The sequence below is a fragment of the Albidovulum sediminicola genome, assembly GCF_025751575.1.
In the GTDB taxonomy this organism is placed as follows: Bacteria; Pseudomonadota; Alphaproteobacteria; order Rhodobacterales; family Rhodobacteraceae; genus Albidovulum; species Albidovulum sediminicola.
Genome location: NZ_JAOWLA010000001.1, coordinates 243,295 through 257,404, shown reverse-complemented (window position 1 = coordinate 257,404; position 14,110 = coordinate 243,295). Strand labels below are relative to the sequence as shown.

The 14,110-nt window shown below is 66.9% G+C and carries 15 protein-coding genes; 7 read left to right on the top strand and 8 right to left on the bottom strand.

The annotated features are described in order from the left end of the window. Window positions 1-9: 9 nt before the first annotated feature. Window positions 10-963, bottom strand: a complete 954-nt coding sequence (locus tag OE647_RS01310) for a LysR family transcriptional regulator (RefSeq protein WP_263719781.1) — start codon at window positions 961-963, stop codon at window positions 10-12. Window positions 964-1,054: 91 nt separating this feature from the next. On the opposite strand from OE647_RS01310, the gene OE647_RS01305 reads away from it, so the two are divergent. After that, complete coding sequence (locus OE647_RS01305; RefSeq protein WP_263719780.1) at window positions 1,055-1,534, top strand: cupin domain-containing protein; 480 nt, start codon at window positions 1,055-1,057, stop codon at window positions 1,532-1,534. A gap of 21 nt (window positions 1,535-1,555) precedes the next feature. Here the strand turns inward: OE647_RS01305 and OE647_RS01300 are convergent, their stop codons facing one another. After that, window positions 1,556-1,840 (bottom strand): DUF1330 domain-containing protein, encoded by a 285-nt coding sequence (locus OE647_RS01300; RefSeq protein ID WP_263719779.1) that lies wholly within the window; start codon window positions 1,838-1,840, stop codon window positions 1,556-1,558. Next, window positions 1,837-2,517, bottom strand: a complete 681-nt coding sequence (locus OE647_RS01295) for a GntR family transcriptional regulator (protein WP_263719777.1) — start codon at window positions 2,515-2,517, stop codon at window positions 1,837-1,839. The genes OE647_RS01300 and OE647_RS01295 overlap by 4 nt, the downstream gene beginning before the upstream one ends. Window positions 2,518-2,620: 103 nt before the next feature. Here OE647_RS01295 and OE647_RS01290 point away from each other — a divergent pair, with 103 nt between their 5' ends. The 5 genes from OE647_RS01290 to OE647_RS01270 are packed head-to-tail and all read left to right on the top strand — an operon-like array spanning window position 2,621 to window position 7,418. Beyond that, complete coding sequence (locus tag OE647_RS01290) at window positions 2,621-3,223, top strand: amino acid synthesis family protein (RefSeq protein WP_263719775.1); 603 nt, start codon at window positions 2,621-2,623, stop codon at window positions 3,221-3,223. Beyond that, window positions 3,195-3,977, top strand: coding sequence for an alpha/beta fold hydrolase (locus OE647_RS01285; RefSeq protein WP_263719774.1), 783 nt, complete (start codon window positions 3,195-3,197; stop codon window positions 3,975-3,977). Before OE647_RS01290 ends, OE647_RS01285 begins: the two co-directional genes overlap by 29 nt. Next, window positions 3,977-4,903, top strand: a complete 927-nt coding sequence (locus OE647_RS01280) for a flavin reductase family protein (RefSeq protein ID WP_263719773.1) — start codon at window positions 3,977-3,979, stop codon at window positions 4,901-4,903. The genes OE647_RS01285 and OE647_RS01280 overlap by 1 nt, the downstream gene beginning before the upstream one ends. Before the next feature lie 5 nt (window positions 4,904-4,908). Next, window positions 4,909-5,946, top strand: a complete 1,038-nt coding sequence (locus tag OE647_RS01275) for an LLM class flavin-dependent oxidoreductase (RefSeq protein ID WP_263719772.1) — start codon at window positions 4,909-4,911, stop codon at window positions 5,944-5,946. 8 nt (window positions 5,947-5,954) lie between these two features. Beyond that, window positions 5,955-7,418: an aldehyde dehydrogenase gene (locus OE647_RS01270; protein WP_263719770.1), complete on the top strand. Its 1,464-nt coding sequence runs from the start codon at window positions 5,955-5,957 to the stop codon at window positions 7,416-7,418. A 57-nt stretch (window positions 7,419-7,475) separates the two neighbouring features. Here OE647_RS01270 and OE647_RS01265 read toward each other — a convergent pair whose 3' ends face one another. From OE647_RS01265 to dnaK, 4 genes are all read right to left on the bottom strand, one after another. Further along, window positions 7,476-8,381 carry a helix-turn-helix transcriptional regulator gene (locus tag OE647_RS01265; RefSeq protein WP_263719769.1) on the bottom strand — a complete coding sequence of 302 codons (906 nt, stop codon included), beginning with the start codon at window positions 8,379-8,381 and terminating at the stop codon, window positions 7,476-7,478. 118 nt (window positions 8,382-8,499) lie between these two features. Continuing rightward, the gene (gene radC, locus OE647_RS01260) at window positions 8,500-9,258 is read right to left on the bottom strand and encodes a RadC family protein (protein WP_263719768.1); all 759 of its coding nucleotides are present in this window, start codon (window positions 9,256-9,258) and stop codon (window positions 8,500-8,502) included. Window positions 9,259-9,313: 55 nt separating this feature from the next. Further along, complete coding sequence (gene dnaJ / locus OE647_RS01255; RefSeq protein ID WP_263719767.1) at window positions 9,314-10,459, bottom strand: molecular chaperone DnaJ; 1,146 nt, start codon at window positions 10,457-10,459, stop codon at window positions 9,314-9,316. A gap of 69 nt (window positions 10,460-10,528) precedes the next feature. Continuing rightward, window positions 10,529-12,442, bottom strand: a complete 1,914-nt coding sequence (dnaK, locus tag OE647_RS01250; RefSeq protein WP_263719766.1) for a molecular chaperone DnaK — start codon at window positions 12,440-12,442, stop codon at window positions 10,529-10,531. 236 nt (window positions 12,443-12,678) lie between these two features. On the opposite strand from dnaK, the gene OE647_RS01245 reads away from it, so the two are divergent. Beyond that, window positions 12,679-13,269 (top strand): alpha-ketoglutarate-dependent dioxygenase AlkB family protein, encoded by a 591-nt coding sequence (locus OE647_RS01245; protein ID WP_263719942.1) that lies wholly within the window; start codon window positions 12,679-12,681, stop codon window positions 13,267-13,269. Window positions 13,270-13,271: 2 nt separating this feature from the next. Here the strand turns inward: OE647_RS01245 and OE647_RS01240 are convergent, their stop codons facing one another. After that, window positions 13,272-14,090, bottom strand: a complete 819-nt coding sequence (locus OE647_RS01240) for an ABC transporter permease (RefSeq protein ID WP_263719765.1) — start codon at window positions 14,088-14,090, stop codon at window positions 13,272-13,274. Window positions 14,091-14,110 lie beyond the last annotated feature (20 nt).

Genomic DNA, 14,110 nt, shown 5'->3' with positions numbered 1-14,110 from the left:
ATCACAAGGTCAGGCGGGGGCTTCCTCACCGCCCCAAAGCCGGTGAACCTCTGCCAGAAGCCGGGTCCGGAACCAGACATGCGCCGCGGCCCGGTTGAAGCGGCTGTGCCAGTAAAGCTGCATCCGCGGCGCGGGGATGTCGATCGGCGGCTCGAACACCATCAATTCCCTCGGCCAGGCCGCTTCCGCGATCATCTGCACCGGGACGGAGGCGATCATGTTGCTGCGCGCGACCGCCTGCACCACGGCGTCGAAATGCGGCACCACCAGCGCGACCCGGCGCCGGAGCCCCTGGCGCGCGAGCGCGGCGTCGGTCATCCCAGTCGTCGTCCCGTCGATGGAGCGCAGCGCATGCGGCAGGCCGCAGAAAATCTTCAGCGGCAGGACATCGCCCGATCTGACCCCGGCCTCGCGGATCGCCGGGTTGTCCGGCGCCGCGACGATCTTGAATGGCGAGGGGAAAAGAAGCGCGCTCGCGACCCAGGGCGGCACCTCGGTCGGCTGTTCCAGGGCCATGTCGATCTCCCCCGTCTGGAGCAGGTCGATCAGGTCCCCCCGTCCGCTGTCAAGGAAGCGGATCGTAATGCCCGGCGCCTCCTGCGCCAACGCGGCGGCGAAGGACGGGATCAGGCGCATCGAGAAGAAATCCGCCCCGCGCAGGGAAAACGTCGCCTCCGCAGTTTCCGGCACGAAGGTCTCGGTCGCGGCGAGCGCGGTTTCCAGTCGGACGAGCGCATCGGCAATCGCCGGCGCGGCCGCCGCGGCGCGAGGCGTCGGCGCCATGCCATTGCCCACACGGACGAATAGCGGGTCATCCAGATGGTCCCGCAACCGTGCCAGAGCCGCGCTGACGGCGGGCTGGCTGAGGCCAAGCTGCTGGGCCGCGCGCGTGACGTTCTGCGTCTCATCAAGCGCGACGAAGACGCGCAATAGGTTCAGGTCGAGTGTACGGAAATTCACCATGTGAATGACTCTCATAAGATCATTCGATTTCTAGATTGATACCCTGCGCGCTAGCCTTCTGTCCACGACCTCAGACAGGAAGGAGACCGCCATGACCCCGTCCGAAGCCGCGCTCTGGTTCCTCAATACGCGCGTCCGCATCGTGGTTCCCGCCGCGTCCGGCGCGGACGGGCTCTCGGTGATCCGCCACTGGGCGCCCTACGGGGATTCTCCGCCCCTGCATGTCCATGACACCGAGGACGAGGTTTTCCATGTGCTTGAGGGCCGGGTCCTGTTTTCGGTGGACGGCGCGCTGCAAGAGGTCACGGCCGGTCAGACCCTGATGGCGCCGAAGGGCGTTCCGCACAGCTATGTCGTCGAATCGCCCGAGGGCGCGAAGTGGCTGACCGTCACCCGGCCCGGCGATTTCGAGGCGCTGGTGCGAGAAACTTCGCGCCCTGCGAGCGGGCCGGGGTTGCCGCCCGCCGGTCATCCGACGCCGGAAATGAAGGCGCATCTGGCCGAGGTCTGCGCGCGGCACGGCATCCGTCTGGTCGGCGCTCCGCTGACGCCGCGCCAACCGGCGGAGTAGAGCGTCGGGGCGACCTAGCGGTCAGATGCCGTCCACGATCACGATCTGGGTCAGGCAGGCGCCCTGCCGCCGCGACCGTGCGGCGGCGTATTCCGGGGAGTCATAGCAGGCCCGGGCGGCATCGAGGGTCGGGAACTCGATCACCACATGGCGGGCGAAGTCCTGGCCCTCAAGATGCGCGCTGTCGCCGCCCCGCGCCAGGAACCGACCGCCGTGCCGCTCGAACACACCTGCAGCGGCCTGCCGGTAGTCCGCGTAGGCGTCGGGGTCTGTCACGGTGACATGAGCGATCCAATAGGCGCTCATTCCTCGGCCTCCAGCAGGCGGCGCGCGATCTCCGACGCCTCCGTCAGGTGCTCTCGGACCGCCAGCGCGGCGGCGGCGGGGTCGTTTTCGCAGATCGCCTGGCAGATGCTTGCCATATGCGCCGGGCCCGAAGTGTGGCGGTCCTTTGTCGCCAGCGTCAGCGCCCGCAACCGGGAGATCCGGCTGTTAAGGCGCTGGACGACTTCCCAGGAGATGTCCTGACCTGCGGAAAGGAAGATGGTTTCGTAAAAGCGCGTCGTGGCCTCATAGACCCGGATCGGCGTGGCCTCCTCGAAGGCAACCTCCAGGTCCGCCAGCGCCTGGCGGAGATCTTCCTTGATCCGCGCATCGGCGACACGGGCGCAGGCAGAGGCCGCCTCCGCCTCCAACAGGCGCCGGATCTCGTAGATCTGATGCGCGCGCGCCCAGTCCAGCTTGGCCACGACCGGCCCGCTGCGGGCCTGCGTCTCAACGAGGCCTTCGGCCTCAAGAAACCGGATCGCCTCGCGCACGACGGAGCGCGACACGCCAAGCTGGTCGCAAAGCGTCCGCTCCACCAGGCGTTCGCCGCCACGGAATCGGCCCGAGATGATGGCGCCGCGCAGACGCTCAACCGTCATCGCGCGCAAGGTGGCGGGGGGCTGGTCGATCCGGAGGTCGTCGGGGGTATCGTTCATGATTCCATTGTATGTGGTTGCGCGAAGTCCTGCAAGATCATATTGACATATGGACTGATGGTATACCAACATACAACTCAAGGAATCACCCAAGGAGGCCGCCATGCCCGCGCTCATTCGCAAGACCATGCTCAACATCGAGACGACGCTGATCGAAGGCGGAAAGGCCGCCCCGACGCCGCTCAAGTTCATCGCCGCCGCAGCGGTGATCCGCAATCCCTGGGCCGGTCAGGGCTTTGTCGAGGACCTGAAGCCCCAGATCCACGACGTCGCGCCGGGTCTCGGTGCACTCCTGACCGAGATGATCATCGACGCGGCCGGTGGCGGCGACAAGGTCGAGGGCTACGGCAAGGCCGCCGTCGTGGGCTTGAATGGCGAGGTCGAGCACGCCAGCGCGCTGATCCACACCCTGCGCTTCGGCAACCATTACCGCACCGCCGTGGGCGCCAAGACCTACCTGGCCTTCACCAATACCCGTGGCCCAGCGAACTGTCCGATCATGATCCCGCTGATGGACAAGAACGACGAGGGCCGCCGCTCCCACTACCTGACGATCCAGTTCGCGATCCCCGACGCCCCGGCGGCCGATGAGATCGTGGTGGCGCTTGGCGCCTCGATCGGCGGTCGGCCGCATCACCGGATCGGCGACCGCTACCAGGACCTGAAGGACCTTGGTCATGACGTCAAGAACCCTGCGGCTGTCTGACGGCGGCACCGCCCGGGTGCTTGAGGCCGGGGCGGGCGAGCCGCTTCTGCTGATCCATGGCGTCGGCCTGAGGGCCGAGGCCTGGGGCCCCCAGATGGGGCTCGACGCGCATGTGATCGCGGTGGACATGCCCGGCCACGGCGACAGCAGCCCCCTGGCAGAGGGCGCCCGCCTGCCCGACTACGTCGCCTGGGCGGCCCGAGTGATCGAGGCGCTGGACCTGGGCCCGGTCAGCGTCGCGGGCCACTCCATGGGCTCACTGATCGCGGCGGGCCTTGCCGTGACGCGCCCCGACCTGGTGCGGCGCGTGGCGCTGGTGAACGGCGTCTATCGGCGCACGCCCGAGGCGCGGGCCGCAGTTCTGGCGCGGGCGGACGACATCGCCGCCGGCAAGGGCAGCATCGAGGCGCCGCTGGCCCGCTGGTTCAATGCGGACGAAGAGGCCGTGCGCGACCGCGTCGCCGGGTGGCTTTCCTGCGTCAAGCAGGACGGCTACGCTTCTGCCTATCGCGCCTTCGCCGAGGGCGACGCGGACTATGCCGACCGTCTGGGCGACATCGCCTGCCCACTTCTGGCACTGACGGGCGATGGCGACCCGAACTCGACGCCGGAGATGTCGCAGGCCATGGCGGCGATGGCGGCGCAAGGCCGCGCCGTCGTGATCCCGGGCCACCGGCACATGGTCAACCTGACCGCGCCCGAGGCCGTCACCGCCGAACTGCAACGCTGGCTGTCCACAACGGAGACCCTGTGATGAGCACCGAAGAGCCCGCCGTCAACCCGCGCGCCCTGCGCGACGCCTTCGGCTGCTTCATGACCGGCGTTACGGTCGTCACCACGATGGACGCGGAGGGCAAGCCCCTGGGGTTCACGGCCAATTCCTTCACGTCCGTCTCGCTCGACCCGCCGCTCCTGCTGGTGTCGATGGCCAACAGCTCGAAAAGCCACGCGGCCTTTGCGGCAGCGTCGAGCTTCGCGGTCAATATCCTGTCCGAGGAGCAGAAGGACATCTCGACCACCTTCGCGCGCCCTGTCGAGGATCGCTTTGCCAGCGTCTACTGGCGCCGCGGTCCGGTGGGCGCCCCGGTGATCGCCGGGGTTTCGGCCTGGTTCGACTGCACCGTGGAAAAGCTGGTGCCCGCGGGCGACCACACGATCCTGATCGGCCGCGTCGGCGCCTTCGAGGCGACCCAGGCGCCGGGCCTTGGCTACTACCGGGGCGCCTATGTGACCCCGGCGAAGACCGCGGCGCAGCTGCCGACCGGCCCCGATGTCCAGATCTCCGTCATTCTTGAGGCGGACGGCCAGCTGCTGCTGGTCGACGACGGGCATGGCGGGGCATCGCTGCCCACCGCGCGCGTCGGGCGCGAGGGGTTGCAGACCGCGCTCGAAAAGCTCATCGCCGACACCGGGATCACGGCTGAGCCCGGCTCGATCTACGCCGTCTACGAAGATGTCTCGAACGCCAAGCAGCATATCGCGTTCCGATGCGCCGCCAGCCGCGACAAGCCGCGCAAGGGCGCCTTCGTCGATCTGTCACCGGATGGCGTCGCGGATGTGACCGACCCGGCCATGCGCGTCATGCTTGAACGGTTGGCGGGCGAAGCGCGGCTAGGCAACTACGGCATCTATTTCGGAACACACGAGCGGGGTCGCGTGACCCGGGCCGGGGAAAGGTAACACCAATGAAATTCTCTCTTTTCATCCACATGGAACGCGTTTCGGCCGACGAGGACCAGAAGCGCCTCTATGACGAGATGATCGCGCTCTGCCAGATTGCCGACGAGGGTGGGATGCACGCCATCTGGACCGGCGAACATCACGGCATGAACTTCACCATCGCGCCGAACCCGTTCCTGAACCTCGTGGACCTCGCGCACCGGACCCGCAACGTGCGTCTTGGCACCGGCACCGTGATCGCGCCCTTCTGGCACCCGATCCGGCTTGCCGGCGAGGCGGCGATGGCCGACATCATCACCGGCGGGCGGCTTGACCTCGGCATCGCGCGGGGCGCCTACAGCTTCGAATACGAACGCATGTCGCCGGGGCTGGATGCCTGGACCGCCGGCCAGAAGATGCGCGAGCTTGTCCCGGCGGTGAAGAAGCTCTGGGAGGGCGACTACGAACACCAGGGTGAGCACTGGCAGTTCCCCTCGACCACCTCGGCGCCGCTGCCGGTGCAAGAGCCGCATCCGCCGCTCTGGGTTGCCGCGCGCGATCCCAACAGCCACGAATTCGCGGTTTCGCAGGGCTGTAACGTGCAGGTGACGCCGCTGCACCTGGGAGATGAGGAGGTGCAGTCGCTGATGGACCGTTTCAACGCCGCCTGCGAAAAGTTCCCCGAGCAGCCGCGCCCCAAGATCATGGTCCTGCGCCACACCTATGTCGCCGACAGCGAAGCCGACGCCCAGCGCGGCGCGGATGAGATGAACCGCTTCTATTGCTACTTCGGCGCCTGGTTCAAGAACGAGCGACCGATCCACCAGGGCCTGATCCAGACCCTGACCGAGGAAGAGATCGCGGCCCATCCGTTCTATTCCGCCGAAGCGATGCGCAAGAACCAGATCGTCGGCGAAGCCCCCGAAGTGATCGAGCGCATCAAGTCCTACGAGGCGATGGGTTATGATGAGTTCTCGTTCTGGATCGACAGCGGCATGAGCTTCGAGCGCAAGAAAGCTTCGCTTGAGCGTTTCATCCGCGACGTGATGCCAGCCTTCGCCTGAGGGACATGATGGACCGCTTCCAGCACTATATCGACGGCCGCTTCGAAGACGGCGACGCGTGGTTTCAAAGCCTCGACCCCGCGACCGGCGCGCCCTGGGCAGAGATGCCGGACGCCTCGGCCGCAGATGTCGGCCGCGCGGTGGAGGCGGCCCGCCGGGCATTTCTGGGCCGCGACTGGGCCGGGCTGAGCGCCACCCAGCGCGGCAAGCTCCTGATGCGGCTGGCCGACCTCGTGCAGGCCGCCGCGCCACGGCTTGCCGCGCTTGAAACCCGCGACACCGGCAAGATCATCCGCGAGACCTCGGCGCAGATCGCCTATGTCGCCGATTACTACCGCTACTACGCAGGCCTGGCCGACAAGATCGAGGGCGCGCATCTGCCGATCGACAAGCCCGACATGGAGGTCTGGCTGCGGCGGGAACCCGTGGGCGTGGTCGCCGCGATCGTGCCCTGGAACTCCCAGCTCTTCCTCTCTGCCGTCAAGCTTGGCCCGGCGCTCGCGGCGGGCTGCACCGTCGTGCTGAAGGCCAGCGAGGACGGCCCCGCTCCCTTGCTGGAATTCGCGCGCCTCGTGCATGAGGCGGGCTTTCCGCCCGGCGTGGTCAATATCCTGACCGGCGGGCCAGAGGCCGGGCGAGCGCTGAGCACCCATCCCGCGGTTGACCACATCGCCTTCACCGGCGGCCCCGAAACCGCCCGCCATATCGTGCGCGCCAGCGCCGAGAACCTGGCGAGCATCTCGCTGGAACTCGGCGGCAAGTCCCCCTTCATCGTCTTCGAGGACGCCGACCTCGACTCCGCCGCCAACGCGCAGGTCGCGGGGATCTTTGCCGCAACCGGGCAAAGCTGTGTCGCAGGGTCGCGCCACATCGTGCAGCGGACCGTCAAGGAGGCCATGCTGACACGCCTGAAAGCCAAGGCCGAAGCCGTCGCCATCGGCGCGCCCGACCGGATGGAGACCGAGGTCGGCCCGCTCTGCACCCGGCGCCAGCGGGACCGCATCCAGGCGCTGGTCGATGCCTCTGTCCGCGCCGGCGCGCGCCTTGTCACCGGCGGCCAAACGCCCGACAGACCGGGCTTCTACTACCCGCCGACGATCCTCGATTGCACCGAGGCGCCCGACGCACCCTGCCTGCACGAAGAGGCCTTCGGCCCCGTCCTGGCCGTCACCGCCTTCGACACCGAGGACGAGGCGCTGGTGATCGCGAACGGCACGGCCTACGGGCTGGCCTCCGGCGTCTTCACCCGCAGCCTGACCCGCGCCCACCGCATGATCCGGGGGATTCGCGCGGGGATCGTCTGGGTGAACACCTACCGGGCGGTCTCGCCCATCGCGCCCTTCGGCGGCCACGGGCTGTCCGGCCACGGGCGCGAGGGGGGGCTGGCCGCTGCGCTTGACTACACTTCGGTCAAGACGGTCTGGCTGCGGACCTCCGATGACCCGATCCCCGACCCCTTCGTGATGCGCTAGGGGCCGCAGCGGGCAGGCGGGACCGCCAGGCAGCCCAAGGTTACCCGGCCCGCTGCTTCAGCTTGGGCCGAGAAACCCCTGGGCGCCGATCAGCGCGACCAGCTCGTCATGCGCGTCGTCCAGGCCTTTGCCCGATGTGTCAATCATGGCCTCCGCCCGCGCGTAAAGCGGTTCGCGGCCTTGCAAGGCGCATTTCAAGCGCCCTACCGCGTCGGGAGTGTCGGGTGTCGAACGCGGGCCGCCTTGCGCGCGGACGCGGGCCAGATGGTCCTCGGCCGAGGCCCTGAGCCAGATCGTGTGAAAGCGCGCCAGAAGCGCCCCGCCAAGCGCCGGTTCGGCGAAGGCGCCGCCCTCGACCGCCAGGACGACCGCCTCATGCGCCGCGATAACGCGGTCGATCGCCTGCGCTTCGAAGCGGCGGTACCCGTCCTGCCCGTAAAGCGCCAGCACCTCGGCAACCGCCATGCCCGCGTCCGCCTCGATCTCCCGGTCAAGCTCCACGAAGGGCAGCCCGAGCGTGTGGCCGACCATAGCGCCCAGGGTCGACTTGCCCGCGCCCCTGAATCCGATCAGGCCGATCCGGCGCGCGCGCTGGTCCATCCGCGGTCCGACGTTCAGCAGCTCAAGCACCCGTTCCCGCGTGGCCACCGGGGCGCCATGATAAAGCTCCGCAACCTTGCGGACATCCGGCGGCAACGGCTCCTCGTCCGCGACAAACCAGTCAAGCCGCTGGTCGAGCGCGATCGCGACCCGCTTCAGAAGCCCGATGGAAATGTTGCCCTCTCCTGCTTCGAGCTGGGCGAGGTAGCGCGGCGAGACACCCGACATTTCCGAGATCACCCGGCGCGGCAGCCCCTTCATCTCCCTTGCCTTGCGCACCCTGTCGCCGACTTTCTGTATGAGGTCCACGACCATGAGGTCGGCCGCGGCTTCCGCCCGATTCGGATCTGCGATCTCTGTCATGGCAACTGTGCGATTGGGTCCTGTTGCGTCGTCATAGTCATCCATGGCCTCGCCTCAACGCGCGTTGCATCGTTTGCCGCACACCTTCTCGCCATGCGCCGAGCCCAAGGCCCCTCAGCTAGAGATGCCCCGCCGCGCGAAAGCTCGTCTCGCGCGATTTGCCGATGATCAGGTGATCGTGCAGCACCATCCCCATGACCGTCAGCGCGGCATTGATCTGGCTGGTCAGAGCGATGTCCTGCTCCGACGGCGTCGGGTCGCCCGAGGGGTGGTTGTGAACCAGGATCAGCGCCGAGGCGTTCAGTTCCAGCGCCCGCTTCACGATCTCCCGCGGATAGACGGGCACATGGTCCACCGTGCCGCGCGCCTGTTCCTCATCCGCGATCAGCACGTTCTTGCGGTCGAGGAAGAGGATGCGGAACTGCTCCGTTTCCCGGTGCGACATCGTGGTGTGGCAGTAGTCCAGGAGCGCGTCCCAGGACGACAGGACGGAGCGGTGCATGACCTTTGTCCGCGCCAGCCGCTGCGCGGCGGCCTCCACGATCTTCAGCTCGGTCACGACGGCCTCGCCCACGCCCTCGATCCGCGCCAGCCGCTCCGGCGACGCCGTCAGCACCCGGTTGAAGTCGCCGAAGCGCTCGATCAGCCGACGGGCCAGCGGCTTCACATCCTGGCGCGGGATCGCGCGGAACAGGACCAGTTCCAGAAGTTCATAATCCGGCATCGCCGTGGCGCCGCCCTGAAGGAAGCGCTCGCGCAGCCGCTTGCGATGGTCGCGGACATAGCTCGGCACCCGACCGGGCCCAAGGACATGCTCGGGCGCCTCGTCGGCATCGAAAAGCGAAGCGGCTTCGCGAAAGGCGCGGGGATCATTCATGGCGCAACTCTCGCGCGCCATGATGAACGAAAGGTTAACGCCGGACGGCCCGGCGTCAGCCTTTCATTCCGTCCCAAAAGCTGCGCACCTTGGAGAAGAAGGAGGAGCTTTCCGGGTTGTTGTTCTCTGCAAGCTTGTCGAATTCCCGCAGGATCTCTTTCTGCCGCGCGGTCAGGTTGACGGGCGTCTCGACCGCAAGCTCGATCAGCATGTCGCCATGGCCGCCCCCCCGCAGGGCGGGCATGCCCTTGCCGCGCAGGCGCATCTGCTTGCCGGTCTGCGCGCCCTCGGGGATGCGGACCCGGCTGCGGCCGCCGTCGATCGTCGGCACCTCGACCTCGCCGCCAAGGGCGGCGGTGGCGATGGAAACCGGGATACGGCAGTAAAGGCTCGTGCCGTCGCGCTGGAAGAGCGCGTGTTCACGCACCTCGATGAAGATGTAGAGATCGCCCGTCGGGCCACCGCGCATCCCCGCCTCGCCCTCACCGGCAAGGCGGATGCGGGTTCCGGTCTCCACCCCCGCAGGGATGTTCACGGAAAGCTGGCGTTCCTTTTCGACGCGGCCAGCGCCTTGGCAGGTCCGACAGGGGTTCTTGACGATCTGGCCGGCGCCGGCGCAGGTCGGGCAGGTCCGCTCGACCGTGAAGAAGCCCTGCTGGGCGCGCACCTTGCCCATGCCTGAACAGGTCGGGCAGGTCTGCGGCTCCGATCCGCCTTCCGCCCCGGTGCCGTTGCAGGATCCGCAGGCGACCGAGGTGGGCACGTTGATGGTCTTCTGCACGCCGGAATAGGCTTCCTCAAGCCCGACGCGAAGGTTGTAGCGCAGGTCCGAGCCGCGCTGGGCGCGGCTGCGCGGGCCAGCCCCGCCACGGCCGCCCATGAAGTCGCCGAACAGGTCCTCGAACACATCCGAGAACGAGGAGGCGAAATCGCCCTGCCGCCCGGCCCCGCCGCGCGGGCCCGCCCCCATGCCGCCGTCAAAGGCCGCATGGCCGTAGCGGTCATAGGCCGCCTTGCGGGTATCGTCCTTCAGGACCTCATAGGCCTCGTTCGCTTCCTTGAAGTCGGATTCGGCCTGGGGGTTGTCCTTGTTGCGGTCCGGATGAAGCTCTTTCGCCTTGGTGCGATAGGCTTTCTTGATCTCATCCGCCGAGGCGCCGCGGCTGACACCCAGAACTTCGTAATAGTCGCGCTTGGCCATTCTGCATCCCCTCGGGAAACGCGCAGGCCGGCCTGGACAATGCCAAGCCGGCCCCGGTGTCGTATCGCGTTACTTGCCCTTGCGGTTCTCGCCCAGGTCCTCGAAGTCGGCATCGACGATGTCGTCATCGACCCCGCGCGGAGCGTCTTCATCCGCAGCGGCACCGCCTTCGGCCTGTTGCGACTTGTAGATCGCCTCGCCCAGCTTCATCGCCGCGTCGGTGAGGTTGTGGATGCCGCCCTTGATCTTGCCGGCATCTTCCGACTTGAGCGTTTCTTCCAGCGCGCCGATCGCAAGCTCGATGGCCTCGACGGTCGAGCCGTCGATCTTGTCGCCATGCTCTTCCAGCGACTTCTTGGTCGAGTGGATGAGGCTTTCGGCCTGGTTCTTGGCTTCCACCAGTTCCTTGCGGGACTTGTCGGCCTCGGCATTCGCCTCGGCGTCCTTGACCATGCGGTCGATCTCGTCGTCGCTGAGACCGCCCGAGGCCTGGATGGTGATCGCCTGTTCCTTGCCGGTGCCCTTGTCCTTGGCGCGGACCGAAACGATGCCGTTCGCGTCGATGTCGAAAGTCACCTCGATCTGCGGCAGGCCGCGCGGCGCCGGCGGGATGTTTTCCAGGTTGAACTGGCCCAGCAGCTTGTTGTCGGCGGCCATTTCGCGTTCACCCTGGAAGACCCGGATGGTCACGGCGTTCTGGTTGTCCTCGGCGGTGGAGAAGATCTGCGACTTCTTCGTCGGGATCGTGGTGTTGCGGTCGATCAGGCGGGTGAAGACACCGCCCAGCGTCTCGATGCCGAGCGACAGCGGCGTCACGTCCAGAAGAACCACGTCCTTCACGTCGCCCTGCAGCACGCCCGCCTGGATGGCAGCACCCAGCGCCACGACCTCATCGGGGTTCACACCCTTGTGCGGCTCCTTGCCGAAGAACTTGGTGACCTCTTCGATGACCTTCGGCATCCGGGTCATGCCGCCGACCAGGACGACCTCGTCGATGTCGCCCTTGGAAATGCCGGCATCCTTCAGCGCGGCGTCGCAGGGCTTCAGCGATTTCTTGATCAGGTCGCCGACCAGGCTTTCCAGCTTCGCGCGGGTCAGCTTCATGACCATGTGGAGCGGCGTGCCCGACTTCATGTCCATCGAGATGAAGGGCTGGTTGATCTCGGTCTGCTGGCTGGAGGAAAGCTCGATCTTCGCCTTCTCGGCCGCTTCCTTCAGGCGCTGGAGCGCCATCTTGTCCTTGGTCAGGTCGACGCCGTGTTCCTTTTTGAACTCGTCGGCCAGGTAGTTCACGATGCGCATGTCGAAGTCTTCGCCGCCGAGGAACGTGTCGCCGTTCGTCGACTTCACCTCGAAGAGGCCGTCGTCGATCTCCAGGATCGTGATGTCGAAGGTGCCGCCGCCGAGGTCATAGACCGCGATCGTCTTGGTTTCCTTCTTGTCGAGGCCATAGGCCAGCGCGGCCGCTGTCGGTTCGTTGATGATCCGCAGGACTTCCAGACCCGCGATCTTGCCCGCGTCCTTGGTGGCCTGGCGCTGCGCGTCGTTGAAATAGGCCGGAACCGTGATGACGGCCTGCGTCACCGTCTCGCCCAGGTAGGATTCGGCGGTTTCCTTCATCTTCTGGAGCACGACGGCGGAGATTTGGGCGGGGCTGTACTTTTCGCCCTTCACCTCGACCCAGGCATCGCCGTTGCCGCCATCAACGATGTGATAGGGGACAAGCTTCTTGTCCTTCTCGACCTCGGCGTCGGTGACGCGGCGCCCGATCAGGCGCTTGACCGCGAAGACGGTGTTGGTGGGGTTGGTGACGGCCTGCCGCTTGGCGGCCTGCCCGACGAGACGTTCGCTGTCGGTGTAGCCGACGACGGAGGGCGTGGTGCGCGCACCTTCGGAGTTCTCGATGACCCGCGGCTGCGACCCGTCCATGATGGCGACGCAGGAGTTCGTGGTCCCGAGGTCGATCCCAATGACTTTGGCCATGTCTTTACCTTTCCTTCGGCGATTTTGTGGAGACGGGACCCGATTGCGGCTTCCCATCCCCGATCCCAGGTTGCGTCCAGCGGGCATCGCCCGATGGCTTCGAGGCGTATATAAGAAGGGGCAATACGGCCTGCAAGCGCGGAAAAGGCGACAAAATGATGGAATATCCCGCGGAAAACCGGACAGCCGGCGCGCCACCGGACGATCGGCAGGACAATCGACCGCAACCGGCGGCCATGCCGGGCGGGGCGGCGTACTTTCCCGCGTTCCTGGAACGCGACGCGCAGGCGGCGATGGTCGCGGACCTGCGCGGGGTCGTGGCGCAAGCGCCGCTCTTCTCGCCCATGACGCGCTATGGCAAGGCGATGAGCGTCCGGATGACCTCGGCCGGGCGCTATGGCTGGTACTCCGACCGGCGCGGCTACCGTTATGAGCGCGCGCATCCTTCGGGCTCCCCCTGGCCGCCGGTGCCCGAGAGCGTTCTGGCCGTGTGGCGCCGGCTTGTCAGCCGCACGCGGATGCCGGATTGCTGCCTGGTCAACGTCTATGACGGTGCGGCCCGGATGGGCTTGCACCAGGACCGGGACGAGGCCGATTTTTCCTGGCCGGTGCTCTCGATCTCACTCGGCGACGAGGCGCTGTTCCGCATCGGCGGGACGGCCCGGGGCGGGCCGACCGAGAGCCTCCGCCTGCGGTCGGGCGATGTCTTGCTGCTCGCGGGCGCGGCGCGGCTGGCCTTTCACGGGATCGACCGGACCTATCCCGGAACCTCGGACCTGCTTGCCAGGGGCGGACGCATCAACCTGACGCTGCGCGTCGTTGACTGACCCTAGGCGTTCCACCAGCCCTGAGAGTTGTGCTTGCGCCCGTAGAACTCCCCCATGAGGCCGATCATCAGGGCGCCGAGCGTGATGTAGGCGGGCACCGCCAGGCTGGTCGTCTGCGGCTCATAGTTGATGAAGGCATAGCCGCGCATCTGGTCGACGATATGGAACAGCGGATTCCATTCGAACCAGTGATGGAGATGGTAAGGCATCGTGTTGGCAACGAACATCTTGCCCGAAAACAGCATGTTGGCGCGCAGGAAGACAGTCTTGAGGATATTCGTCAGCCGTGGCGCCCAGGGCCGCATCGCCAGCAGGACCAACCCGATGGCGCCGCCGCTGGCCCAGGCGAAAAGGATCATGGCGATAAAGCCGATGGGCTCCGCGATTTCCACGGGGCCGACAAGCACATGGTAGGCGAACCCCATGATCGCGATCGCGACCGCCTGGAGGTAAAGCGCGCTGAGCGCCGAGGACGCGATCGCCGCGAAGGTGCTGATCGGGGCATGTGCCATCAGGGAGGAGTTCGGCCCCTCCGCGCCGCTCACGGCACCGAGCGCCCTGTTGAACATGGTGAAGGTGAAGATGCCCGACAGAAGGAACAGCAGGAAATCGCCGTGGATGCCGGCCCGCCGCACCCCGAAAAGGCTCGACATCAGGTAGAAGAAGGCGAGCATCAGCGCGATCTGGAACATGGCCGTGAACAGCGCCGCTGCCGGTGTCTGATGTCGGCCCTTGATCTTCCGGACGGTCAGCACATAGGTCACCGACAGCACCGATGCCGCGGCAGACAGCGTGGTTCTTTTTCGCTCGACCCTGAACATACCGCTCTTGCGCCCGGGAT

Bases quoted from the DNA above. Each gene is read 5' to 3' on its own strand.
- OE647_RS01300 (WP_263719779.1), bottom strand. From the start codon at position 1,840: ATGAGCGCCTATTGGATCGCTCATGTCACCGTGACAGACCCCGACGCC.
- OE647_RS01285 (WP_263719774.1), top strand. From the start codon at position 3,195: ATGACGTCAAGAACCCTGCGGCTGTCTGACGGCGGCACCGCCCGGGTG.
- dnaJ (WP_263719767.1), bottom strand. From the start codon at position 10,459: ATGGCCAAGCGCGACTATTACGAAGTTCTGGGTGTCAGCCGCGGCGCC.
- OE647_RS01310 (WP_263719781.1), bottom strand. From the start codon at position 963: ATGGTGAATTTCCGTACACTCGACCTGAACCTATTGCGCGTCTTCGTC.
- OE647_RS01295 (WP_263719777.1), bottom strand. From the start codon at position 2,517: ATGAACGATACCCCCGACGACCTCCGGATCGACCAGCCCCCCGCCACC.
- radC (WP_263719768.1), bottom strand. From the start codon at position 9,258: ATGAATGATCCCCGCGCCTTTCGCGAAGCCGCTTCGCTTTTCGATGCC.
- OE647_RS01265 (WP_263719769.1), bottom strand. From the start codon at position 8,381: ATGACAGAGATCGCAGATCCGAATCGGGCGGAAGCCGCGGCCGACCTC.
- OE647_RS01280 (WP_263719773.1), top strand. From the start codon at position 3,977: ATGAGCACCGAAGAGCCCGCCGTCAACCCGCGCGCCCTGCGCGACGCC.
- OE647_RS01305 (WP_263719780.1), top strand. From the start codon at position 1,055: ATGACCCCGTCCGAAGCCGCGCTCTGGTTCCTCAATACGCGCGTCCGC.
- OE647_RS01245 (WP_263719942.1), top strand. From the start codon at position 12,679: ATGCCGGGCGGGGCGGCGTACTTTCCCGCGTTCCTGGAACGCGACGCG.
- OE647_RS01275 (WP_263719772.1), top strand. From the start codon at position 4,909: ATGAAATTCTCTCTTTTCATCCACATGGAACGCGTTTCGGCCGACGAG.
- OE647_RS01290 (WP_263719775.1), top strand. From the start codon at position 2,621: ATGCCCGCGCTCATTCGCAAGACCATGCTCAACATCGAGACGACGCTG.
- OE647_RS01270 (WP_263719770.1), top strand. From the start codon at position 5,955: ATGGACCGCTTCCAGCACTATATCGACGGCCGCTTCGAAGACGGCGAC.
- dnaK (WP_263719766.1), bottom strand. From the start codon at position 12,442: ATGGCCAAAGTCATTGGGATCGACCTCGGGACCACGAACTCCTGCGTC.
- OE647_RS01240 (WP_263719765.1), bottom strand. From the start codon at position 14,090: ATGTTCAGGGTCGAGCGAAAAAGAACCACGCTGTCTGCCGCGGCATCG.